Below are 23,196 nucleotides of genomic sequence, written 5' to 3'. Positions count from 1 at the left end.
CTGATAGTTGCTGTGGATCATTGATCCTTTCCATTGCCGGGCACCCCATTGGTGGATGGGGAGGTGGTTGGTTGCCTGAAGACAATTTGAACGTGCGAGGCGTTCAGTGCGCGTTTGAGTTCTTCCATGGCGATATCCAGCATGGTCTGCGGATCCGTGGCGGCGCGGATTCGGCCGGTGATTTCCAAGGCCTTACGTTCGCGTTCAGCGCGGCGCAAGGTGGTTTCGAGCAAGCGGGCGTTTTCCAGGGCGAGGGCCACTTGGGCTGCCACCGCCTTAAGGGCTTCAATTTCTTCATCCGTCCAGGCCCGTTCTGGGGATCCCAGGTCTTGGACACGGATAACACCCAGAATTTCATCACGCAATTGGATGGGTACCGTCAGGACAGCTGCCTGCTCGCCCTCAGCGGGGGTGGCTGTCACTGCACCACGGCGGATGGCGGCTTCAATGTCAGGACGCGAAAGCGGGGGCTGGGCAAACACTCCCTGGGAGGTGTAAATGTAGGCGCGATGGCGGCGAGATCGCACTTCTTTCTCCCATTCCTGCTGGAGATAGCGCCGGTTCACACGGCGTGCCTCATCCAGGGCGTGCATGGTTTCTTCAAGCAACTGGTTATTGACGATAGCAATAGCAATTTGATCGGCCAGTGTACTGAAAAGTTCAATATCCTCTGGTGTGAAAGCATTAGGTTGGGTACTCTGAACGTCCAAAGCCCCGATGATACGATTATTGGCGATAAGCGGAAGCGCCATCTCGGAACGCGTTTCGGGTAGGTCGGGGTTCTTGAAATGGACGGCATCTTCACCTACATCTGTGGCAATGCGAGGCTGTCCGGTTGCTGTCACATAACCCACAATACCCACTTTACCAACCGGCAGTTTGTGCTGACGCGCCAGCATACGCTTGCCCCCTTCGCTGTTGGCAGCGCGTAATACGGCATATTCACCTTTCTCGTCGAGCAGGAAAACGCCGACGTGGTAGAAACCAAAGCGCTCGCTAATCAGGATGGTTACCTGATTGAGCAGGCTTTCAAGCGCCTGGGCAGAAACGATGCTTCGCGCGACATCGGCTACCGTTTGGAGTTGACGCGTGCGATAGCGCAGGGCTTCGTTTTGCTGGGCCAGTTCGCGGGTGCGCTCGCGAACGCGGTCTTCCAATTCGTTAATGAGGCTACGCAGTTGTGCCGTCATGGTGTTGAAAGCCCGTCCCAATGCTCCAATCTCGTCCCGGCTCTCTACGCTGGCCTCAGCTTCCAAATCGCCGGCCGTAATTTGCTCAGCAGTTTGCTTTAACTGGACAACTGGCGCACTCAAAGCTCCAGATACCCAGGAGGCCACCAGACCCACAACCGCCGCGAAGAGCGCAGCGATAATGACCGCCAAGCGGCCCTGCGCCTGCAATAGGGCCAGGAGGGTGCTCTGTTCGCGCACAAAGAGCACATACCATGGTCGAGTTTGCAAACGCACGGCCACGCCACTTTCTAGGTGACCGGCTCGGTCAGGATGTACCTCCAAGGTAAAGTATGTCACGTTCGATCCGTGTCTTAGAACACGGGCTAGATCGGTTTGGTTGGTGTAATTTACATAAGGGTGGTAGGGCAGTCGGTTGAGTTTTGCCAATTCGAGAGTTTGTGTGTAAGTAGGGGGAGTGAGGAATTTGTATATGTGCGTTGGTGTCATTGCGTCTGCAATGCGCATCAAGTTTTCATCAAGCAAAATGGGGTAGGAGTGTAATCCTAAAAGGTTAAGTTTGCGCTCCAGCAGACGCTGGAATATCTGAGCATCATATTCGAGGCGCAGCACCCCAATGATCTGCTGACGCTCGTTACGAATGGGCACAGCAAAGTAAATGTAGGCAACTTTGTTATCCGGGTTGAATTCAATTGGGGAGATATAGACCCGCCCAGTGCGTATCACTTGCATGAAATAATCGCGTTTGCTCTCATCCTGACCAATGGCGGCGGGGTTGCTGTCGTAGATGTTCTGTCCACGAAGGTTGAGCAGCCCGTAAGAAACCAGATGGGTTTCGTGCTTTAACAACAGAGAGTTGACAGTCACTCGCAATTGCTCTTCTTGTGGGCTACCTTGGCGTTTGGCGGGGTCCATGATCAAGTAATCGTAGAAAACACTTAAATTGGCCTCAGTGATGAGCGAATCACGGTTGGAAGTCAGGAAGGCGTCAATTTCCTGAGCCACCTGTTGAGCAGCTAAGCGTAAGGCTTGGTTGCTCTGATTTTGCAGGCTGGTGAAAATAAAGCGTGTATCCACTAGGGAGAGCAGGATCAAAGGTACGATGGCCATTCCCAGTGCACTGGTGACCAGCCGGACGCGTAGACTAACAGTTACGTAATCTAGGCTGAGCAACACCAGGTAAATCATCACCAGCGCGCCCAAAAGGATAGGTAGCGAGTCGGAAATGAGGGGAATTGAGAGCTGGAACTGAGGGAATAGCGAACCTACCAAGGCGGTAGCAACAGCCACGAAGAAGGCGCGGCTAATGGCTGATTCACGGGCTTCTTCTTCCAAGACCCCCGTGGCAACCATGATTCCATACAAAAAGGACAGGATTGCAAGGTAGACAGCGGTGGACTGACTTAATATTGCTAGGATCAGAAGGGAGATTTGAAAAGTGGGGGCAAGCCGAGGCATTGCCTGGCGATAATCAGTTTGCCCAGGCGCGTTGGCAATGGTAGAAAGGACGATCAGGGAGGCCAGCCCAAATGCAAGTGCCAGGACATAGAGTTGCCAGAACTGAGGCTGGTAAAACATTCCTATCAGGAACAAGGCAGCCAGGAGACCTAGGATCAGAGCCGTGCTGAAAGTTATGGCGGTTGCCAATTGGCGTTGTTTGGTCTCAATCGGAATCTGCGTGGGATCAAAAGCTGGTAATGCCGTGGATGAAATCATGCTTCACCTCCCGGCTGGCCCTCATTGTGTTCCTGATCTTCGTCACGTAGTTGTACCAATACTTCAGACACACCCAAGGTGCGCCCAATTTCGAGGGCGGCGGCGCGCAGAATGCCCTCCACATCAGTTGCAGCCTGCACGCGGCTCCCCAGTTCACTGACCAGGTGCTCCCGTTCAGCGCGCACGCGCATCATCTCCAGCAGGCGTGCGTTTTCAAGTGCAAGGCCGATGCGTTCGGCGGTGTTGTTAAGCAGGCGTAGCGTGTCTTCAGACACACCTTCCCCTTTGAACTTAACCGAGATAATCCCCACCGCTTCGCCGCGTGCCCGAATAGGAAGATAAAGCACAGACTGCGAGCCCTGCTCACCATCGGAGGCTTTCAGAAGGGGCTGTGCTTGGCGGATGATCTGCCCTATTTCCGGCGGAGGCACAGTAACCGGCTCTAACCGGTTGGTGTGCCAGCGGTAGCCGCGGGGCTTGTGAGAAGCGCGCAGATAGTCCCGCCACTGCTGACGGACGACTTGGCGGTAGCGAGTTTCTAATTCTGTAGCATATTCTTGCAACCGGTTGACTAATTGGCGTCGTTCCAGGGCCACGCCTAGCTGGTCAGCAATGGCCTGGAGCACCTGGATATCTCCTTCACTAAATGCGCTTACTTCTGTACTCTGAATATCCAGAGCGCCAATGATCTCTTGGCCTACCCGAATCGGCAAGGCGATCTCAGAGCGCGTTTCGGGGAGGTAGGGGTTTTTGAAATGTACAGCGTCTTTACCTACATCCAGGGCAATGCGGGCCTCACCTGTTTCCACCACGTATCCCACAATGCCCTCGACCCCCTTCCTGAGGCGATGACCAGCCGCAATCATGCGCTGGCCGGCTTCGCTGCTCGCTGCTCGCAAAACCGCGTATTCTTTTGACGCATCCAAAGTGAAAATGCCAGCATGATAAAAGCCCAGATAACGCTGAATCAGTGCCAATGCAGCGCGGAAGAGGGTCTCTTCATCTGCTTCAAGTGAAATTTCGCGGGCAATCAAACTGGCGACTTCAAGGTAAGTGCGGTGCCGGCGTAAATCGCGAGTACGTTGTTCGATGCGCAACTCCAAGGCAGCCCGCTCGGCTTCGAGGGCGTATGTTAGGGCTTTTTCTTCCTGGAGGGCGCGGTAGAGTTCCTGTTGGGCAATGGCATATGAAGCCATAAGTAACCCAACGACCAGGAGCCAGGACACTGTGGCGACGACCCAAGGGAGCGGGGATGTCTCACCTACCGCAATTCCTAGTTGTGCGACCCATCCGCTAAGATGGAGGGCAGCCATGCCACCGATCCCCAGCAGAACGAGGCTGAAAAGGATGTAAGCGCCGCGTTGCCCTAAGAAAGCATATGCCATCAGGATGAGCGCCAGCAGCCAAATCCAGGTGGTGCTCAATGGCCCTCGGTAGAGAAGTTCAAGGCTGCCAAGCACTCCCAGTGTCATGAGCAGAGCCATGATGCGTAACCCTTGGGGCTGGCGCCGAATCAGGACGCTGGCACTAAGCCACAGCAATATCAGAGTCAGGCCAAGGATGGGCCAATACTGGCGAGCCTGAAAGAGGGTCCAAGCCACCCATAGGTAACCCAATGCTGCGCTAATCCATACGATGTAGAGCGCGCGTTGCAGAATGGTTTCGCGCAGGAAGGTAATTCCGCCGGGCGCTGTGTGTGGAGTGGAGGGTGAGGGGGGGAGGTGACTCATCGCCCGTTATCCTTTGTGCCAGGGGTGTCGGGGGGTATGAGGTGGATGCTAGTTTCGGTGATGTTAGGAAGTTGGGCCAGCGCCTGCACAGCTGTTCTTAGAACTTCATCCACGCTTTCCACACGCGAGAGGGTAGTGCTGATTTCATTCAAGCGCTGTTCCATAAAAGCCTGGCGCTGGGTTTCCTGGAAGAGGCGGGCATTCTCAAGAGCGGTGGCCGTTTGCATCGCCACGGTATCCAGCCAGGCGATGTCTTCGTTGGTAAGGTTGGGCTGTTCCATTTCCAATGTGATCGTTCCAATCACCTGGTCACGTAGTATCAATGGGAAGTGCGCCACGTGGGCCGGTGGATGGTCCTCGTGAAGCGCAGATGGGTTTTGGTAGGTTGCTTCGAGGGTGCCGTATTCCTTAAGAAAATCGCCCCATTCTTCGGCAACATGTTTTCTCGCCAAAACCCGTACTTCTTCGCGTAACTGCTGGATGCGTTGGTAGAACTCAAGGTTTTCCAAGGCCAAGCCCAGGCTGTCGGCAATGCCTTGTAGAACTAGGATGTCATCTTCTTCAAAGGCACGCACCTGGGTGGACTGGATGCTTATGGCTCCCAAGCACTGACCCCGGCGCAGAATGGGGAGGGCTAGTTCGGAGCGAGTTAACGGAAGATGCGGGTTGCTGAAACGTACCAATTCGCTGCTAACGTCTTGAGAAATGCGCGGTTCTTTATGCGCTGTAGCCCAACCGATCATCGAATTCCCGCCCACGGCCAGTCGGTGGCCCTCTGCAAGCATGCGCCGCCCGGCTTCGCCTGTTCCAGCACGTAGCACAGCAAATTTGCCACTTTCGTCAATTAGAAAGATACCTACGTAATAAAGATTAAATTCCTGCTGAATAAGTTCAGCCATTTGTTGTAGTAATGTGGATTGATCGGCGGCGGTATGGATCGTACGTGCAATGGTTGAAGCCGTATAGAGCTCGCGGATACGCCGTTGTAAGGCACTGGTGCGTTCTGCAAGTTCGCGTTCAAACTCGGTTCGAGTAGAACGCAGTTGGCGCTCTAATGTGGTCTTGTCAATAGATAGCTGATTAAGGCGCTCTCCGAGAAAAGGCAAAGCAAGTCCCCCCAGAATTGCGAGGTAAGCCAGTAGAATCAGAGCGTTGAACCCGTTAGCGGGGGTGTTGAGGGCGAGAATGGTTTCAGGGGGTGGAGTGGATAGGATGCCGAGGCGCATGGCCACAACGATGGCCGAGGGGGTTAGTAGAGTTACCCCGACCCAGGGAAGCATTGTAGGCGGGTCAAATAGAAGCACTCCGATCATGATAACAATGGCAAAAGCAAGCACGGCTACCGATTGAGGGCCATAGGTCAGGGTTGTCTGTGTTCCCAGGAGGTAAGGGAAGGCCCCAAGGAAAGCCGCTCGTAGCCCAAAAGGCCAACGGCGTAGGAACGGCAGAAGGAGACTTAGCGCAAACCAAGTTGCCCAGATCCCCACCCCGGGCTCATTTGCCCCCTGAAGGGCTCGAACGAGATGAGGCAAAGCAAACCACCCTGCTACGGGGATTTGGGTCAGGAGGGATTGTTGGAGCAGGTACTCGCGAAGCGTGGGAAGTTCGCCCTGTTCCAGTACTTCAGGGGGAATGTTTCGAGGTAACACATGCTGCCAAAGGCTCATAGACCGGAGTCCTCCCTGCGTTCATGGCCGTTATTTTCGGCTGAGAGGTCATTGGGGCGGGGATGATTTCTGAGGGATTCGGCGGGTGGTGCAGGGGGTATGACTTGGATGTTAACCCGTTGGGCCCCTAGGGCACGCCCGATTTCGGTAGCCGAGGTTTGGAGGATGTTGCCCACCTCGGTCAAGGTGCGAATCTTGCTGGTGATTTCATAAAGGCGGCGTTGGCGTTCGACTTGAACCTGAATTTGGCGTACTAGGCGCGCGTTGGTCAGGATGGCTGCCAGATTGGTTGCAAAGGTGGCAAAAATCTCCTGATCGCTCTCGTCAAAGGCGGCTGGTTGTTCGGATTCAATGCAAATTACTCCCAGCACCTCGTTTTGATAGCCAAGCGGAAGTGCTAATGCTGAACGCGCACCTGGCGCTAGAGGTTGGAATTTCCCTTCCGGGGTAAATTCACTAATGCGTAGAGGTTGCCGACGTTCGGCTACCCAACCAGGAATCCCCTCGCTGGGTTGCCAAAACATTCGTGAAAGCGCATCGGTTTCATAACCGGTATAGGCTTTCAGTTCTAGATTCTGTTCGCGGTTGAGGAGGAAGATGGCAAAGCGGTTCTCCGGCAGGGCCTCATGCAAGCCTTGGAGCGCCTTTTCAAGGATCTCGTCGATGACCAGACTACCAGAGGCCTCGGAAATGATCCGATAGAAGAGGCGCTGCTGAGTAAGGTTTTGCTGAGTTCGGGTATAGAGCAGGGTATTATCGAGTGCGATTGCCAACAGGCTGGCAAGTGTTTCCAGGATTTGTACGTCTTCAGGCTGAAATGCATCATAGGAACGACTTTGTACATCCAGTGCTCCCAACAGACGCTCCCCCACTCGAAGCGGCACAACGATTTCAGAGCGTGTTTCAGGGAGCAGAGGATTGGGATAATATTCTGGGTTGCCGTGGACATTATTCGCGACAACCGTGCGCCCTAGTGCGGTGGCTTGCCCTACCAACGAGCGTGAACCGACGGCTAGCTGATGCCCGGATTGTTTCATGATCTGCCCGACTTCGCCGGAGGCCTCGCGTAATACGGCGTATCGCCCTAGCGGATCCAGGAGAAAAACCGAGGCGTGATAGTACCCTAGGCGCTCACGAATCTGGTTGGTGGCATTCTGGAGCATGGTGTCAATCTCGCGGGCGCTGATCGCTTCACGTGCGATCTCAGCCGATGCCAGAAGTTGTTCGGCACGTCGCTGGGCCAATTGCTCAGCGCGGATGTACTCACTGATATCTTGGGCAATGCGAATCAGCCGGGCGCTCCTCCCATCGGCGGGAGCTATGGGAATGCGTGAAACCAGTTCCCAAACGTTCTCGCCCTGCAGGCTGAAATAATAATTGGGAGTATTAATGCGGGCTTCACCGGATTCGATTACCTCGAGATCTTGGGTTAAGTCTAGGCTGCCCGTATCTCCTTCTAGGTCCATTTCTGTTTTGCCCACAATTTGAGCCAGTGCATCCACTCCATAGTGGCGGAGCAAAGCCCGGTTGGCGTATAAGAAGCGCCCTTCTGCGTCTTTAATGGCAATACGCTCTGGCAATGCTTCTAAAAGCGTGACCAGGAGCAGGTGCTCCTCCTCAGCACGATGTTGGCTTTCTTCGACCTGTGCTTGCAGGTGCTGCGTTTGGAGCATCCAGGCGATCAGGGGGGCTATACCCTCTAGAGCATGCAATGTATTTTCGTCAAATCGGGCTTCACGATGTAGATCCTGGAGAATTAGAGCGCCTAACACCTCTTCCCCCCACAGCACTGGGATGCCTAGCCAGGATTTTGCTGGCGTGCCGATCAGGCGGATGCCCAGCGTTTGGGCCGTTTCTTCGACACCATGCTTGACCAGTAGGGGGCGTTTATGCAAGATTATGTAAGAGGTAAGTCCTTCACCAAGAGGAAGAGGGTCAACTTGCATAGGTTGACCGCTTTCAAAAAGGGCGGGAAAGGTAATAACGCGCTGTTCGGGATTCAGAAGGGCAAGGGCAAATGACAGATCCGAGCCGAAATGCTGGTAAATAAAATCGGCAAGGGTGGTGTAGAAGGCAGAAGGTTGCGTTAAGGCCGGGGAAAAGGTTTGGAGAAACGCTTGTGGCAGGGAGTGGGGCGATGCGGTGGTCTCGAATTTTTGCGGTTGGAAGGTGCGAGGTTGGTCAGATTGTTCGGTGGCACGGATCAAAAAACTGAGAGCCATCTGGTCGGCTAGTGTGCACAAGACGTTATAAAGGGCAGGTGGGAAGGCATTTTTGTGCCCCGATTGCACATCTAGCAACCCATAAACCTGCGATCCTGCCATTAGGGGAATGACCAAGATGGACTGGGCTTCGCTCCAGATGTGCGCCATTTGGCGGTGGGCATTATCGGTCTCCAGGTGAGGAAGGTAATAGGGTCGCTGGTTGGCAATGGCCCATCCAAACAGGGTGTTGGAGTTAAGAGGGACGAGCAATTTATGGACGGGGAATAGCTCTGGGGTGGGGGTATGGATGACCTTTAGCGTGGCTGAGGTCTTGTCTGTGTCTAGGACATACAGGGCTATGTGAGGGATGCCTAACCCATAAGCCATTTTATGCACGGCGCTGGTTAGGAGTTCCTCTGGATGGTTGGCCACCGCGATCATGCGGGCAACTTCTGCAATTACCTGAGTGTAGGGCAGGGGGGTATGGAGGGTTTCTTCTGGGATGGGTTCGCCGCTCATAGGTGGCCACTCTCCATAAAAAATTCAGCTCAATTCCCAAACAGATTCACCGTTTAGAATGCGTTTGATCTGATCGGGAAAGCGATCGGGGTCCAAGGGCTTGCCTAAAAAGCCATCAAAGCCGGCCTGGCGAGCTTTATTCATCTGTTCCAGACTGGCCTCAGCGGTAACGGCAACTACAGGAACGTTACGGAAGCGCGGAGATTGACGGATCTTACGCAGAGCGCCATACCCATCTTCATAGGGCAGGCGAATGTCCATCAGAATGAGATCCACCTTGGGCAGCGAATCGGCAAACTCGGCTACCTCGTAGCCGGAGGTTTTCCATTCGCAATGAACCCCCAGGTAACCCAGGAGACGTGCAATCAAAACAAAATTGGAAACATTATCCTCAACGACCAGTACCACCGTATCTTTGGTCAGAGGGCGGGTACCATGAGTCTGACGCAGGGAAAGCGGTGTTGGGGCTGAATTTTCAGGTGTTGGCGTGGGTGATGCGTTTGCGTTCATGAGGCTACTCCCTATGACCGTTGAGAAGGAACTCGGCAATCTGGTCGGTGAAGCGATCTACGTCAATGGGTTTTTCGATGTAACCATCGCAACCGGCTTGAAGGGTGCGCTCTTTATCCCCCCGCATTACGTTGGCGGTTAGGGCCACAACTGGGACGCCTCGCAGGTGTTCCTGGGACTTGATGGTACGGGTAAGGGTGTAGCCGTCAATGTCTGGCATGTTAATATCCATCAGGATGAGGTCAGGGCGATGAGCATTGAGAAGATTGAGTGCTTCAGTGGCGTTAGCGGCCTCGAGGACATGGTAGCCATTGGCTTGCAACAATCGTCGCACTAAGGTGCGGTTGTCTAAGTTGTCTTCAACGTAGAGGATCGTTTTCACTGTCTCCATAACTTTCGCCCAAGTCACAAAGGGGATGCTTTAATAGCCATAAATATCCCTGAAGAGGGTTGCTTTCATACAGATTATAGTGAAATTTGCCTGGAGGAACAGTGTTCCTTGCTAAATTGTAATGTAGTCGCAAGGTGTTTCTAACCGTTAAGGGGCATTGCAAGGACTGTGCCGAGGGGTGGATGCTGAGGTAATCAAGACCTCCCAGTTGACAGGCAGGCCATGTTGTTGGCCTGTGGCCGGATCCCTTTAGGGGCGGTGCAAGATTGGGATTTGGTAATCGTCAGCAGGAATTAGCAATGGATGGTAGGTCAAAGACAGTGTGAATGACCGTTGCAGAGAGAATACCCACCTGAAGTTCTGGAGCAACATAAACACCGCCACATTTTAGTCTTGTGGCGGTGTTTGACGTGTTGATACTATCTAGAGCGGGCGACGGGATTCGAACCCGCGAATCTCAGCTTGGAAGGCTGATGCCTTACCCCTTGGCCACGCCCGCATATGTTTGATATTTATTCTACTCGGGCCGAGCGGTGTGGTCAAGGATAGTAAATCCCCATGGCCCCATTAGGGCGGCTCACTTGTGCTGGTGTACACCTATCTCTACTTCTTTATAGGGTATAATTTGTGCGGAAGGTTGTGGAACCTCAGTTGACACCAACGTGAGTAAGGAGTACTAAGGTTGGCAATTAACCCCCTAAATTGGCTTTTAGGCTTGTTCTCTTTGGATATTGGGATTGATCTGGGAACAGCCAACACGCTTGTTAACGTTCGCGGCAAGGGGATCATCATCAATGAGCCTTCATGGGTGGCTATTGATAAGCGCACCAAAAAGCCGCTTGCTATTGGTTTGCAAGCCAAGGAAATGGTAGGACGCACCCCCACAAATGTCATCGCTATTCGCCCGTTGCGTGATGGGGTGATTGCGGAATTTGAAATTACCCAGGCAATGTTGGGTTATTTTATCGGTAAGGCCCACCAGCAGACCATCGTGCCCATGCCACGGCCACGGGTGGTGGTGGGCATTCCTTCAGGAGCAACGGAGGTTGAAAAACGTGCAGTCTATGATGCGGCGATGGCCGCCGGGGCTCGCGAGGCCTATTTGATTGAAGAACCCAAAGCCGCAGCGCTGGGGGCAGGACTCCCGGTAGCGGATGTGCGTGGAAGTATGATCGTAGATATTGGTGGTGGGACGACCGAGGTGGCCGTGCTTTCTATGGGGGGGGTGGTGGTCTCGCGTTCTTTAAGGGTAGCAGGCGACGAGATGGATCAAGATATTATCCAATATATTCGCAACAAGTACAACCTGCTCATCGGGGAACGCATGGCTGAGCAGGTGAAGGTTAATATTGGATCGGCCTATCCCTTACCCACTGAGAAGACCATGGTGGTGCGCGGTCGCAATCTTATCAATGGCCTGCCAGAGTCGGTGGAAGTCTCATCCGTGGAAATTCGCGAGGCAATAGCGGGTTCGGTTCAGGTGATCGTAGATACGATCAAAGATGCCCTAGATGAAGCCCCTCCAGAGATTGTGTCTGACCTCATGGAGGCTGGGGTGTGTTTAGCCGGTGGCGGGGCGCAGCTCCAGGGGCTCGCTGAGCGTTTGAGCGATGAACTTAACCTGCGGGTTTGGGTGGCCGAAGATCCTATGACATGTGTGGTGCGGGGTACGGGGATTGTCCTCGAAGATTTGGATCGCTTTGCCGAATTCCTAGTGGATGTAGATCGCAACAGCCGAGGTTGAGCAGGTCCTCACAATTGTCGAATTGGCAGAAAGGCGATTTGACGTTATCTTGAGCCTATGAAAACGCTGGTCTCGCGGTTTTGGCAAACCGCTCTAGTGCTTATCGTTGCCAGTGGGTTGATACTGCTAGCGCTAAGTGGTTATTTGCATCCTCTCTTGCGCGGTGTCATGTCTCCGCTGGTGGGAGTACAGCAATGGATCTCGAGCCGCTATATTGCGGCCTACCAATTCCTTACTGCCCCGCGCGATATGGCCTCTCTTCAGCAACGTAACTTAGAGTTAGAACGGCAGGTGGCTGAGTTACAGGCACAAGTGATTGAACTCCAGCAACAGCTTCGGGAAGCCCAAGTCATTTATGCCCTCCTCGACTTTGCGCGCGCTCATCCGCAAAATCAGTATGTGGCGGCCAATGTCATTGGCCGTGATCCAAGCCCTTTTCTTCATTACGTGATTATTGACCGAGGCTCGGATGATGGGATCCGTCATGGAATGCCAGTAGTGACCAGCCAGGGGTTGGTAGGGCGTGTGGATGCGGTGACAGCAGGTGCGGCGCGAGTTCAATTGATCACAGATGCCGGTACCATCGTTAACGTGCGCCTTCAAAATAGTAAGGTGGAAGGCCAAGTGCATGGTTCGGTAACGGGGGAGATCAGCCTGGAGATGATCCCTCAGGATACGGTTATTCAGTTGGGAGATCTGGTGTTGACCTCGGGACTGGGCGGCACCTATCCCCCAGATATTCTGGTGGGGCAGGTCAGTGATATTCGTAAACAGCCCAATCAGTTGTTTCAGACGGCTGTTGTGCAGCCCGTTGTGGATTTTAGCACCCTCCAAGCGGTGCTCGTCATCACTAATTTCCGACCGATCCAGCTCGCGCCCCTGATTCCAACCCCCATTCCGTGAGGTGGGTATGCTGGCAGATTGGCTGGCCTTTCCGTTACTTGGGGGGTTATTAATGATTCAAACCGCCATCATTAGTCGTCTCACCCTCTTGAGCGGGAGCGGTGATCTTATCTTGCTAGCACTAATTGCCTGGGCCCTGCATGAACGTGTCCGGTCTGCTTTAGTCTGGGTGTTGGCGGGGGGGCTTCTAGTAGGATGGGTTTCCGGAATGCCACTGCTGTTGCCCTTGATTGGATATGGTTTGGTTGTCGCCTTGGCAAGGATGATCCGTCGCCAGGTGTGGCAAATCCCCCTACTGGCCATGCTTTTCGTGACCTTTTGGGGGACGCTAATATATCATGCTTTGACGATTGTGGTGCTACAGTTTAGTGGAAGCCCCCTGCCCTGGGAAAGTGCGTTAACCCATGTAACTTTGCCCAGCCTTTTCCTCAACATTGTGCTCGCTTTTCCAGTGTACGCGTTGTTTAATGATCTAGCGAACTGGCTGTATCCCGAGACGGTGGTGAAAAATGCATGAACCAATGGAACACCCACATCCATTTGAGCACTGGCGATTGACCGTATTTTATGCGTTGATCGCATTCGTGATCGGCTTTTACGTCCTGCGCCTTTTTAACCTGCAGATTCTGCAGGGGACGAATTATCGGATTCGCGCGGAAGATAATCGCACCATGGAAATTAGCTTACCGACCCAACGTGGCCTGATTTATGACCGCAACGGCTACATCCTGGCGAAAAATGTACCATCCTATAACGTGGTTATCACTCCTGCCGAATTGCCTGCTGATGAGGGGGGCATTCAGGAGGTTTACCGCCAGCTCTCCCAGTTGATCGGTGTACCGGTCAATAATGGGGAGATCAATAAGGAGACTGTGCGCAATTTCACCCCTTGTGCTACCGATTTGGGGATCGCGCAAATTGTGTACATTGGTGACACCAACGCTCCTTACCGGCCCATTCAGATCAAATGTAATATTGACCAACGCACGGCGATGATCCTTCGCGAACGGGCTGCGGATCTGCCCGGTGTGGGGATAGAGGTTGAGTCGGTGCGCGAATATCCGACAGGTTCGCTGACTTCGACCGTGGTGGGATTCCTGGGGCCTATTCCGGCCAGTGAAGAGGCAGATTACCGGGCACGTGGCTTCCTCCCCAACCGCGATAAAGTGGGATTTGCCGGCGTAGAGTACTCGCTTAATGATTTGCTGATCGGTCAGAATGGGAAGCGGGTAGTTGAGGTCGACGCGGCGGGCCAGATTTTACGCGATTTGGAGCCTCCTGAGCAACCCGTGCCGGGCTACTCGATCAAACTCACTATTGATACACGTTTACAGGCCGCTGCCGAGGCCGCCTTGGTGAACTGGATGGATCGCTGGAATCGATATTTTGGTGAGCAGCGTTATACCAGCGGTGTGGTAATTGCTATGAATCCCAAGACCGGCGAGATTCTGGCGATGGTGTCTTACCCAAGTTATGAAAACAATCGCATGGCGCGCTTCATCCCCGCTTATTACTATGAGCAACTCCAGCGAGATCCTTATCGCCCGCTACTCAATCACGCTATTTCTGCTGAGCATCCACCGGGCTCGGTGTTTAAACTAGCAGCGGCTTTGGGAATCTTGAACGAAGGGGTTGTTACACCCGAGCAAAAAATCAATGATCCAGGCAAGATCACGGTTGAAGAACGCTATTTCGAGAACGACCCCAACCCCCGCACGCGCGACTATGTATGTTACACCTACAGAATTACCGGGGGCGGACATGGTGATCTAGACTTTATCCACGGTTTGGCCCAATCCTGCGATGTGTATTTTTACAAGGTGGGGGGCGGGTATAGGAATGAGGTACCCAAGGGATTAAATATCTGGCGCCTAGGCGAATACGCCAGAGCCATCGGCTATGGCCGTGTGCTGGGAATTGAGTTGCCGGGGGAGCAGGATGGCCTGATCCCAGACCCCGATTGGAAGCGCATCAACGTGGGTGAAAACTGGTCTACCGGAGATACGTATATTGCAACTATTGGGCAGGGTTACGTCCTTTCTACGCCTTTACAAGTGCTGGTGTCCATGGCGACGATCGCTAACGATGGTAAGTTGATGAAACCTACCATTGTGCGTGAGGTTTTGGATAGCGAAGGGAACGTGGTGCAGCCCTTTGAGCCCAAGATGTTGTGGGATATCACTCAGGATCCGGTCATTCATGTGTACGATGAGAACTACTTGCAAACCGGCGAGATGAAGACGGTAGCCCCCTGGGTAGTCAAGAAAGTGCAAGAGGGTTTGCGCGAAGTAGTCGTCAGTGGCACTGCCTCAAGCATCTTTGAGGGTTTTCCGATCCCCTCAGCCGGCAAGACCGGGACAGCCGAATATTGCGATAACGTGGCCCAAGCTAAAAACCTATGCCAGCCAGGGAACTGGCCGGCACATGCCTGGTACGTGGGATATGCTCCTTTCGACAATCCTGAAATTGCCGTTGTGGCCTTTGTTTACAACGGCGATGAAGGGGCGCGCTTAGCCGCACCCGTGGTACGGCGAGTTATGGAGGCTTACTTCAAACTGAAAGAGGTGGATATAGAAGGTGCCGGAAGTACCTTGCCCTAAGGCAATGCACTCAAAATATGAGCCACGCTGGACACATCTGCTATAATGAAAGGCGATATGATGCCAGATGATGCAAGGGTTTCCTCCATGCCGACCGCAGTAGACAGGCGCGTTCAGATCAAGGGCATTCGGGAAGGCCTGCTGGTGACCTTTGGTGAGGGCGAGTGGTCAGAACTCCGGGCAGCGCTGCTTACTTACATTGAGGAACAGGCTACCTTCTTCAAGGGAGCGCGTCTGGCCATTGATGTGGGCAATCATATCATTCATGCTGCGGAAATGGGTAGCCTGCGGGATCGCCTTAGTGATCTAGGGGTCTCGTTATGGGCTGTGTTGAGCAGTTCACCTGTGACCGAGCGAACTGCCCAGGTGCTGGGGTTGGCAACTTGCTTGCCTTCGCCGCGCCTGGAGCGGCCGTCGCGGCGTGGTGAGACCGATCTCGAGGGAGAAAATGCGGTTCTGGTGCAGCGAACACTACGCTCGGGTTACCGCTTGAGCACGCGCGGTCATGTGGTGGTGATCGGCGAAGTGAACCCGGGTGCAGAAATCTACGCTGGCGGGAGTGTGGTGGTATGGGGACGTTTGCGCGGTACCGTGCATGCGGGCACTGAGGGCAATACGGCGGCTGTCATTTGCGCTTTGGAAATGGCACCAGTGCAATTGCGAATTGCAGACCAGGTTGCGGTGATCCAAACGGGGAAGCGGCGTAAAACTGAACCGATGATGGCGCGACTGGAAAACGGCCAGATTGTCCTGGAGCCCTGGAAGAGCAAATAATTGTGCGGAGAGGAAAGTGGAATGGTGGCAAAGGTCGTAACTGTAACCTCGGGCAAAGGCGGCGTGGGCAAAACCACTACGACCGCCAACGTAGCGGTGGCCTTGGCCGCATTAGGCCAAAAAGTGGTGTGCATTGATGCGGATATTGGACTGCGTAATTTGGATGTTGTGCTTGGTTTGGAAAATCGTATTGTCTATGATCTAGTGGATGTCGTGGAAGGCCGTTGCCGATTGCGCCAGGCTATGATTCGGGATAAGCGTCTACCCGAACTTTATTTGATTCCCGCTGCTCAAACTCGCGATAAGAATGCGATTTCTCCTAGCGATATGAACCGCCTGTGTGAAGAGTTACGGCCAGAAGTTGATTGGATTCTGATTGATTCGCCGGCTGGAATTGAGCGCGGCTTTCGTAATGCGCTTGCTCCAGCAGATATAGTGCTGGTGGTCACTAATCCAGAAGTCTCGGCCGTTCGTGACGCTGATCGAATAATCGGGATTGTGGAAGCCGAAGAAAAGGGGCCGGTTCGCCTTGTCCTTAATCGGGTTAATCCAAACCTGACCCGTCGCGGGGACATGCTCAACGCAGATGACGTATTGGAATTACTGGCAGTGGAATTGATCGGAATTGTCCCGGAAGATGAGCACGTGATTATTAGCACCAACAAAGGGCAACCAGTGGCCCTGGATGGGAAATCACGGGCGGGATTGGCCTTTCAGAATATTGCCAGACGGTTGATGGGAGAAAACGTACCTTTCCTGAGTCTGGAGGATAGTGATGGCTTTCTGAGACGCCTGACACGACTATTCCGCTCCGGAGGGACAACGGGATGAGCAACTGGTTGGAGCAGTTATTGGGAAATAAGACCAAGAGCGCTGATCAGGCGAAGGAGCGTCTCAAACTCGTCCTGATCCACGATCGCACGGATCTATCGCCAGCCCTACTTGATAACCTGAAAAACGAATTATTGGCGGTTATCTCAAAACACGTGGAAATCGATCCCGGAGCGGTGGTCATCAATCTGACTCAGGATGGGCGTGAGCAACGCTTGGTGGCGGATATTCCCATAAAATCAGCGCGCCGCCCGCGGAGTGGATGAGGTAGGATTTGACGATGTTATTGCGACGTGAGACCTGGCGCCGCTTTGATTTTTGGCTCTTCGGCGCAGTTCTAATTCTGTGCATTTTTGGGATTGTGATGATCCGTTCGGCCATTGCCGGGAACGCCCAGCTAGCCGAATCGGTCACTCGTCAAATCATTTATGTTTCGATAGGGTTGATGGTCTTGCTAGGCACGGCCTTGATTGATTATCGGATCTGGGCTTCATTGACGCGCTTACTATACGGGTTGGCTTTGCTTTCATTGATTGGGATCTACATTCTGGGACGGGCGCTTTTTGGCTCGGCGCGTTGGTTTGATACTGGCATCATCCTGATCCAGCCCTCCGAATTGGTCAAAATTATCATGATTCTGGTGTTGGCAGATTATTTCGCCCGCACAGCGGAAGCACCCAAGAACCTGGCTTGGGTGCTGCGGAGTTTCATCCTGACTGCCGGGGTGGTGGTGTGGATCCTGTTACAACCTAATCTGAGCACTTCTATAGTGATTATGGTCATTTGGTTTTCCCTGCTGTGGATCAGTGGTTTACCGGTGCATTATTTGGCGATTTTTGGGCTTCTGGCAGCCGTTGGAAGTGTCTTGGCTTTTCCTTACCTGGCCGATTACCAAAAGGAACGCATTGTCAGTTTTCTCTTCCCCGACCCGAATGCCCGGCATGGTAATGTGTACAATGTTGAACAGGCGTTGATTGCCATTGGTTCAGGTGGTTTGTTTGGGATGGGATACGGTAATGGTAGCCAGGTGCAGTTGCGCTTTCTCAAGGTACGTCATACCGACTTTATTTTTTCTGCGATGGCTGAAGAATTTGGCTTTGTGGGGGCGATGTTGGTAATCGCTTTGCTCGTTTTTGTGATTTTGCGTTGTCTATATATAGCCCGCCATGCCAGTGATCGCTTTGGGGCGCTGATTGCTTATGGTGTGGCTACTCTGCTATTTTTCCAGACCGCCGTCAACATTGGGGTCAATCTAAATGTTATCCCAGTGACGGGTCTGACACTTCCTTTTGTCAGTTATGGCGGGAGTTCACTTCTTTCGCTTGTACTGGCAATTGGTTTGGTGGAAAGTGTTGCAGTCCATCGCACCACACTTGATTTTTAATGGAGGCATATGAACGATTATTCGAAACCGGCGCGTACCCGTTTTGCCCCTTCGCCTACGGGGCACTTGCATTTGGGCGGAGCACGTACAGCCCTTTATGCTTATCTCCTCGCCCGAAAAACCAGGGGACAATTTCTCTTGCGCATTGAGGATACGGACCGTAAACGTTTAGTGCCCGGTGCTGAGGAGGAAATCATGCAAGGGCTGCGCTGGCTGGGGATTCAGTGGGATGAAGGCCCAGACATTGGCGGCCCTTATGGTCCCTACCGGCAATCGGAGCGCAAGGAGATTTACCAACGATATGCCCGCCAGTTGGTGGAACAGGGACATGCGTACTATTGCTTTTGTTCACCGCAGCGCCTCGAAGCCATGCGCCAAGAGCAGCAGCGGCGTAAAGAGCCACCGCACTATGATGGTACCTGTCGGCGGCTAGATCCAGTCGCAGCGGAGCGGCGCGTAGCGGCAGGGGAGCCACATGTGATTCGCTTCAAGACCCCGAAGGAGGGTGTTACCACCGTACGTGACTTCTTACGCGGGGACATTACCGTAGAAAATCGCACCATTGATGATTACATCCTGGTCAAATCAGATGGATACGCCGTTTATCATTTGGCAGTAGTGGTGGACGATCATTTGATGAAGATTACACACGTTATCCGCGGTTCGGAATGGTTGCCTACCTTTCCTCTGCACGGCTTGATCTACCGTGCATTTGGTTGGGAAGAGCCAACTTGGGTGCATCTCTCAGTGTTTCTCAAACCCAGCGGCAAAGGCAAAATGAGCAAGCGCGAAGCCGCGGACCTGATGAAGGATGGTTATTCCATTTTTATCAAAGACTTGAGAGGTCTGGGATACTTGCCCGAGGCGGTGGTCAACTGGATTGCCCTGATGGGCTGGTCGTATGATGATCACACGGAGTTTTTCACCATGCAGGACCTGATTGAAAAGTTCTCGTTGGAACGTCTCAATCCGGCTCCTGCGGCAATCAATTTCTCCAAATTTGATCATTTCAATGGACTTCACATTCGAGCGTTGCCGCCCGAGGAACTAGCGCGTCGGGTCAAGCCCTTCTTTCTTGAACGAGGTTATCAAGTAGATGATCAGCGCTTGCTTCGCATCATTCCCTTGATCCGGGAACGCATTGGTGGTTTGGACGAAGCGCCAGATATGGCAGGGTTTTTCTTCAAGGAAGACGTAGTTCCTGCCCCCGAAGATTTGGTAGTTAAGGGGCTCAACGTAGCCGAATCCCTTGACCTGGCGCGGCGCGTTCGAAAGGTGCTGGAAGACCTCCCTGATATTCGTGCTGAGGTTGCCGAGCCATTCATGCGCGAATTTGTGGCCCAAAGCGGCTTGACCGCCGGACAAGTTTTCGGGCTAATGCGGGTGGCGATAACGGGACAGAAGGTAAGCCCTCCTTTGTTTGAGAGCATGGAAGTGATCGGGCGCGAAAAGGTTCTGCAACGTATGGAGCAGGCCATTCATCTCCTAGAGGGTCTGCTACAAAGCGAGGAACCGCCCTCCAAATCTCTGGACACGACTTTGGAGTCATGATAGAATAAAAAACGCTCAAAACGCTGGGGGCTCGTCTAATGGCAGGACAGCAGACTCTGGATCTGCGTGTGGTGGTTCGAATCCATCGCCCCCAGCCTCAAAATACTAAAAACGGGCTTCTCGAATGAAGCCCGTTTTTATTTGGTGTGAATCGGAGGAGCTGTTATCCTCCAAAAGTTTCGTAGTAAACCTTGCTGGCTTCATACCGTGTGCGTGGGGGCTTGTGCTCCGCAGGATGCCCGATGGCCAGTAAACAAAGGACACGCCAGAGGGAAGGGATGTTAAGCAAGGTGCGCACTTTCTTCTCGTATTCGGCGCGGGGATAAATGGCCACCCAAACACCTCCCAACCCCAGCCCTGCGGCTGCTAGGAGCAGATTCTCGGCCGCCGCGCTGCAATCTTCGATCCAGTGGTCTGAAAGATTAGGATTGCCCAATACCGCAAAGACGACCGGTGCTTCTGCACACATAAAGGCCCACTGCTTGATGGCGGCCAGTGCGCGTCGGCGTTCTGGCTCGCGCACCACGACAAATGCCCATGGGCGTACGTCGTTGGCGGAAGGTGCTGCCATGGCAGCCTTGAGCAGGAGGTCGATTGCTTCATCACTGACCGGCTCGGCGGTGTATTTGCGGACACTGCGGCGACGGAAAATGTAGGAGATGATGGGCGGCTGGGTTTGAGCCGTCAGCCAGACAGTGTGATTGGCAAAGTCTACCTCGGCAAGTTGTGCCGCTAGTTGACGAGTCTCGCCATTTTGTAAATGCACTATCAGGCCTGTTGGACTGTTCTCCAGCTGCGCCACCGGCTCGGTGAGTTCCTGTTGTTCTTCTGCATCCCGAATAAAGATACGCCAGTTCTCTGCCATTGAGTGTCCTTTAGGTCAAGATGTACGGGTGGCCTGGAGAGCCTGCCACAGACGCTCTGGGGTGACTGGAAAAGCATGCATCCATACCCCCGTAGCGTTGTGAATGGCCGCCAGAACAGCGGGTGTGAGTGGTAGGTAGGGTAATTCTCCCACACCTCGTGCTCCCCAAGGCCCACGAGGATCGGGTATTTGAACAATCACGGGTTCTACTTTCTCGGGGATATCGAGAACTGTGGGAATGAGGTAGGTGCTTAGTTGATCGGTCAGGACATAACCGTCTTTCATGATGAAGTTTTCCAGCAGGGCATAGCCCTGGGCTTGCACCACGGCGCCTTCGATTTGGCCCTCCACCAACTGGGGGTTAATGGCCTGTCCCACATCATCCGCGGAGACCACGCGAATCACGCGCACTTGACCAGTCTCAGTATCTACCTCAACTTCGACAGCCTGTGCAGCGTATGCATAGGCAAAATTGGGCATCGAGTAGCCAGTTTCTGGGGTAAAGGGGGTGGTCTTGGGGGCTAGGTAGGTATACTCGCCAATGGCCGGGCGTTCTTCATCCTTCCACTTGCGGAGCGCGATTTCAGCAGCTCCCCGAATGGCATTACCGGCCATAAAGGTCATCCGCGAAGCTGAGACGCTGCCCGCGTTGCCCATATTCAGGGTGTCCTGGGCAATAAGAGTGACTTTTTCAACTGGCACGCCCAGCGCTTCAGCCGCCATTTGCACCATGATGGTATGGGCGCCTTGCCCAACCTCAGCCCCGGCGTGATGGAGCACCACGCGTTCAATCTCTTCTGCGCCATGCAATTCAATGCGAGCCCAGCAGTTTTCCTGATAGCCAAAGCTGAAACCAACATTTTTGAAGCCACTGGCAAAGCCAATGCCCCGCTTTACGGTGGCTTGGGGATCTTGGTGGGCTAATTCACGTTTGCGTTGTTCCCAGCCGAAGCGCTCACTAGCCGCGCGAATCACCTCGGAGATGCTAATGGGGTCTGGGGGAGTTGTACCCACAGCTAGGGTTTGTCCCTCGCGTAGGGCGTTTTTCAGTCGAAACTCTACCGGATCCATATCTAGTGCTGCGGCCAACTTGTTCATTTGCATTTCGGCGATGAAATTCGCCTGAGGGGCACCAAATCCACGGAAGGCGCAGGTGGGCAAATTGTTGGTATAAACGCCATACACATCCGCTTTTACATGAGGAATGAAATAGGGTCCGGTATGCACCACGGTAGAGTTTCCTAAGACTTTGTTGGTGGTGTAGAGGTATGCCCCGGCATCGGCAATTACCTCGGTTTCGGCGGCCACAAGTTTACCTTCGCGGGTGGCCCCCCATCGCGCACGGACATACATAGGATGACGCTTACCGTGCCCAATAATGGATTCACGCCGTGACCAGACGATCTTCACCGGTCGGTTTAATTTCCAAGCGGCTAAGGCCAAGACAATTTGCACCGACATATCTTCCCGCCCCCCAAAGGCACCCCCAATGGCGGGATAGGTAACCCGTACCTTTTCCAGCGGCAGGTTCAAGGCGTGGGCGATTTGCTTCTGATCGGTATGCGTCCACTGTCCGGCGACTTGCACCGTGACCCGCCCTTCATCGTCTACGTAAGCCAGACCTGCCTCAGGTTGTAGATACGCATGTTCTTGGAAAGGAAGTTGATACTCGCTTTCAACGATGACATCGGCTTGGGCAAATCCCTCTTCAATGTTTCCCTTGCGAATCTTGTAATGCACACATACATTGGTGTCGCCACGCTCCGGGTGGATGAGTGGTGCACCGGGCTTCATGGCCTCACGCGGGTCGGTTACCACCGGTAAGTCTTCGTACTCAATTTCAATTAAGTCACAGGCTGCAGCTGCAGCCTCTTCGCTCTCGGCAACCACCAATGCCACCTGATCCCCGACAAAACGAACCACATCTGCGCCGGGTTTGTCAGAACCCGGGCCGCACAATACGGGTTGATCGGGTTGCTGGAGGCCATACTCGTTGACCGGCACATCTTTTGCGGTGAAAACCGCTACCACACCCGGGTAGGCCTCAGCCTTGGAGGTGTCAATCTTGAGAATGCGCGCATGGGGGCGCTCGGCGAAGCGTATCTTCATGTGGAGCATCCCTGGCATCGAGAGATCGCCTGGGTATTTGGCTTTACCAGTGACCTTACTGACGGCATCAACGCGGGGGACAGGTCTTCCAATCACAGAATAGTCTACTTTTTCCATGTGCTACCCTCCGAGGATGGGATTTCGATCGCTGCCTTGCTTCAATTTTAAGGCAACTCCTCTGGGAGATACAAGTTATGTTTGTCTTAAGTCAGACATTAAGTCACGCATTTCCCTGGTGAGTTGAGCCCGAATATGGGATAATAAAACAAATCTCGTTGGTAGGAGCAGACATCATGAGCGGACGAAATGAACCGAAAACGGAAACGATTGCAGAAACCGAAAACTACATGGCCTGGCGGGCAGAAGAACCCGACGGCGAGATGACCTATCATTTGGAATTGGGCAATTTCACCGTGCATTTCTTCCAGGAAGAGTGGGACGAGTTTCTCCAACTGATGCGAGCGGTCATAGAGAGCGAAGAGAAAGGTTAATACTTTTCAAATCGCTA

18 protein-coding genes and 2 tRNA genes are annotated in these 23,196 nt (G+C 53.5%); 11 read left to right on the top strand and 9 right to left on the bottom strand.

Going from position 1 to position 23,196, the window contains the following annotated elements; all coding sequences use genetic code 11:
- Positions 1 to 17: 17 nt before the first annotated feature.
- The 7 genes from Q0721_RS02365 to Q0721_RS02335 all read right to left on the bottom strand — a co-directional run bounded on the left by Q0721_RS02365 (position 18) and on the right by Q0721_RS02335 (position 10,426).
- On the bottom strand, positions 18 to 2,906 hold the full coding sequence (locus Q0721_RS02365) for a GAF domain-containing protein (RefSeq protein WP_299024905.1): 2,889 nt from the start codon (positions 2,904 to 2,906) through the stop codon (positions 18 to 20).
- Positions 2,903 to 4,636: a GAF domain-containing protein gene (locus tag Q0721_RS02360; RefSeq protein WP_299024903.1), complete on the bottom strand. Its 1,734-nt coding sequence runs from the start codon at positions 4,634 to 4,636 to the stop codon at positions 2,903 to 2,905. The genes Q0721_RS02365 and Q0721_RS02360 overlap by 4 nt, the downstream gene beginning before the upstream one ends.
- Positions 4,633 to 6,303 (bottom strand): GAF domain-containing protein, encoded by a 1,671-nt coding sequence (locus Q0721_RS02355; protein ID WP_299024900.1) that lies wholly within the window; start codon positions 6,301 to 6,303, stop codon positions 4,633 to 4,635. The genes Q0721_RS02360 and Q0721_RS02355 overlap by 4 nt, the downstream gene beginning before the upstream one ends.
- Entirely contained in the window at positions 6,300 to 9,026 is a 2,727-nt protein-coding gene (locus Q0721_RS02350; protein WP_299024897.1) for a GAF domain-containing protein, read from the bottom strand. The genes Q0721_RS02355 and Q0721_RS02350 overlap by 4 nt, the downstream gene beginning before the upstream one ends.
- Positions 9,027 to 9,050: 24 nt before the next feature.
- The gene (locus Q0721_RS02345; RefSeq protein ID WP_299024895.1) at positions 9,051 to 9,536 is read right to left on the bottom strand and encodes a response regulator; all 486 of its coding nucleotides are present in this window, start codon (positions 9,534 to 9,536) and stop codon (positions 9,051 to 9,053) included.
- A gap of 4 nt (positions 9,537 to 9,540) precedes the next feature.
- Positions 9,541 to 9,927, bottom strand: coding sequence for a response regulator (locus tag Q0721_RS02340; protein WP_299024893.1), 387 nt, complete (start codon positions 9,925 to 9,927; stop codon positions 9,541 to 9,543).
- A 427-nt stretch (positions 9,928 to 10,354) separates the two neighbouring features.
- A tRNA-Gly gene (locus Q0721_RS02335) sits at positions 10,355 to 10,426 on the bottom strand.
- Between the two features lie 183 nt (positions 10,427 to 10,609).
- Here Q0721_RS02335 and Q0721_RS02330 point away from each other — a divergent pair.
- The 10 genes from Q0721_RS02330 to Q0721_RS02285 all read left to right on the top strand — a co-directional run bounded on the left by Q0721_RS02330 (position 10,610) and on the right by Q0721_RS02285 (position 19,809).
- Complete coding sequence (locus Q0721_RS02330) at positions 10,610 to 11,671, top strand: rod shape-determining protein (protein WP_299024891.1); 1,062 nt, start codon at positions 10,610 to 10,612, stop codon at positions 11,669 to 11,671.
- A gap of 57 nt (positions 11,672 to 11,728) precedes the next feature.
- Positions 11,729 to 12,574 (top strand): rod shape-determining protein MreC, encoded by an 846-nt coding sequence (gene mreC, locus Q0721_RS02325; RefSeq protein WP_299024889.1) that lies wholly within the window; start codon positions 11,729 to 11,731, stop codon positions 12,572 to 12,574.
- 7 nt (positions 12,575 to 12,581) lie between these two features.
- Entirely contained in the window at positions 12,582 to 13,091 is a 510-nt protein-coding gene (locus tag Q0721_RS02320; RefSeq protein ID WP_299024886.1) for a hypothetical protein, read from the top strand.
- Positions 13,084 to 15,174 (top strand): penicillin-binding protein 2, encoded by a 2,091-nt coding sequence (mrdA, locus tag Q0721_RS02315; protein WP_299024884.1) that lies wholly within the window; start codon positions 13,084 to 13,086, stop codon positions 15,172 to 15,174. Before Q0721_RS02320 ends, mrdA begins: the two co-directional genes overlap by 8 nt.
- A gap of 57 nt (positions 15,175 to 15,231) precedes the next feature.
- Positions 15,232 to 15,948 carry a septum site-determining protein MinC gene (minC, locus tag Q0721_RS02310; RefSeq protein WP_299024882.1) on the top strand — a complete coding sequence of 239 codons (717 nt, stop codon included), beginning with the start codon at positions 15,232 to 15,234 and terminating at the stop codon, positions 15,946 to 15,948.
- Positions 15,949 to 15,972: 24 nt separating this feature from the next.
- Entirely contained in the window at positions 15,973 to 16,779 is an 807-nt protein-coding gene (gene minD / locus Q0721_RS02305) for a septum site-determining protein MinD (protein ID WP_366519157.1), read from the top strand.
- Entirely contained in the window at positions 16,776 to 17,045 is a 270-nt protein-coding gene (gene minE / locus Q0721_RS02300; protein ID WP_299024878.1) for a cell division topological specificity factor MinE, read from the top strand. The genes minD and minE overlap by 4 nt, the downstream gene beginning before the upstream one ends.
- A 14-nt stretch (positions 17,046 to 17,059) precedes the next feature.
- Positions 17,060 to 18,163, top strand: a complete 1,104-nt coding sequence (locus Q0721_RS02295) for an FtsW/RodA/SpoVE family cell cycle protein (protein ID WP_299024876.1) — start codon at positions 17,060 to 17,062, stop codon at positions 18,161 to 18,163.
- A 9-nt stretch (positions 18,164 to 18,172) separates the two neighbouring features.
- A complete protein-coding gene (gene gltX / locus Q0721_RS02290; protein ID WP_299024874.1) occupies positions 18,173 to 19,714 on the top strand; it encodes a glutamate--tRNA ligase in 1,542 nt (513 codons plus the stop codon).
- Positions 19,715 to 19,738: 24 nt separating this feature from the next.
- Positions 19,739 to 19,809, top strand: a tRNA-Gln gene (locus Q0721_RS02285).
- A gap of 68 nt (positions 19,810 to 19,877) precedes the next feature.
- On the opposite strand, the gene Q0721_RS02280 is transcribed toward Q0721_RS02285, so the two are convergent.
- Positions 19,878 to 20,579, bottom strand: a complete 702-nt coding sequence (locus Q0721_RS02280) for a nitroreductase family protein (RefSeq protein ID WP_299024873.1) — start codon at positions 20,577 to 20,579, stop codon at positions 19,878 to 19,880.
- A 15-nt stretch (positions 20,580 to 20,594) separates the two neighbouring features.
- Positions 20,595 to 22,805: a xanthine dehydrogenase family protein molybdopterin-binding subunit gene (locus tag Q0721_RS02275; RefSeq protein WP_299024870.1), complete on the bottom strand. Its 2,211-nt coding sequence runs from the start codon at positions 22,803 to 22,805 to the stop codon at positions 20,595 to 20,597.
- Positions 22,806 to 22,981: 176 nt separating this feature from the next.
- Here Q0721_RS02275 and Q0721_RS02270 point away from each other — a divergent pair, with 176 nt between their 5' ends.
- Positions 22,982 to 23,179 carry a hypothetical protein gene (locus Q0721_RS02270; protein WP_299024868.1) on the top strand — a complete coding sequence of 66 codons (198 nt, stop codon included), beginning with the start codon at positions 22,982 to 22,984 and terminating at the stop codon, positions 23,177 to 23,179.
- The last annotated feature ends 17 nt before the right edge of the window (positions 23,180 to 23,196 follow it).

It is taken from the genome of uncultured Thermanaerothrix sp. (assembly GCF_938028735.1).
GTDB lineage: Bacteria > Chloroflexota > Anaerolineae > Anaerolineales > Anaerolineaceae > Thermanaerothrix.
Note: the sequence above shows the minus strand (reverse complement) of the source record. Positions and strands in the feature narration are given on the sequence as shown.

Coding starts and splice junctions, on each gene's coding strand:
- Q0721_RS02365 (WP_299024905.1), bottom strand. CDS start 2,906: ATGATTTCATCCACGGCATTACCAGCTTTTGATCCCACGCAGATTCCG.
- gltX (WP_299024874.1), top strand. CDS start 18,173: ATGAACGATTATTCGAAACCGGCGCGTACCCGTTTTGCCCCTTCGCCT.
- Q0721_RS02345 (WP_299024895.1), bottom strand. CDS start 9,536: ATGAACGCAAACGCATCACCCACGCCAACACCTGAAAATTCAGCCCCA.
- minC (WP_299024882.1), top strand. CDS start 15,232: ATGATGCCAGATGATGCAAGGGTTTCCTCCATGCCGACCGCAGTAGAC.
- Q0721_RS02360 (WP_299024903.1), bottom strand. CDS start 4,636: ATGAGTCACCTCCCCCCCTCACCCTCCACTCCACACACAGCGCCCGGC.
- mreC (WP_299024889.1), top strand. CDS start 11,729: ATGAAAACGCTGGTCTCGCGGTTTTGGCAAACCGCTCTAGTGCTTATC.
- Q0721_RS02350 (WP_299024897.1), bottom strand. CDS start 9,026: ATGAGCGGCGAACCCATCCCAGAAGAAACCCTCCATACCCCCCTGCCC.
- mrdA (WP_299024884.1), top strand. CDS start 13,084: ATGCATGAACCAATGGAACACCCACATCCATTTGAGCACTGGCGATTG.
- Q0721_RS02320 (WP_299024886.1), top strand. CDS start 12,582: ATGCTGGCAGATTGGCTGGCCTTTCCGTTACTTGGGGGGTTATTAATG.
- Q0721_RS02295 (WP_299024876.1), top strand. CDS start 17,060: ATGTTATTGCGACGTGAGACCTGGCGCCGCTTTGATTTTTGGCTCTTC.
- Q0721_RS02275 (WP_299024870.1), bottom strand. CDS start 22,805: ATGGAAAAAGTAGACTATTCTGTGATTGGAAGACCTGTCCCCCGCGTT.
- Q0721_RS02270 (WP_299024868.1), top strand. CDS start 22,982: ATGAGCGGACGAAATGAACCGAAAACGGAAACGATTGCAGAAACCGAA.
- Q0721_RS02280 (WP_299024873.1), bottom strand. CDS start 20,579: ATGGCAGAGAACTGGCGTATCTTTATTCGGGATGCAGAAGAACAACAG.
- minE (WP_299024878.1), top strand. CDS start 16,776: ATGAGCAACTGGTTGGAGCAGTTATTGGGAAATAAGACCAAGAGCGCT.
- Q0721_RS02355 (WP_299024900.1), bottom strand. CDS start 6,303: ATGAGCCTTTGGCAGCATGTGTTACCTCGAAACATTCCCCCTGAAGTA.
- Q0721_RS02340 (WP_299024893.1), bottom strand. CDS start 9,927: ATGGAGACAGTGAAAACGATCCTCTACGTTGAAGACAACTTAGACAAC.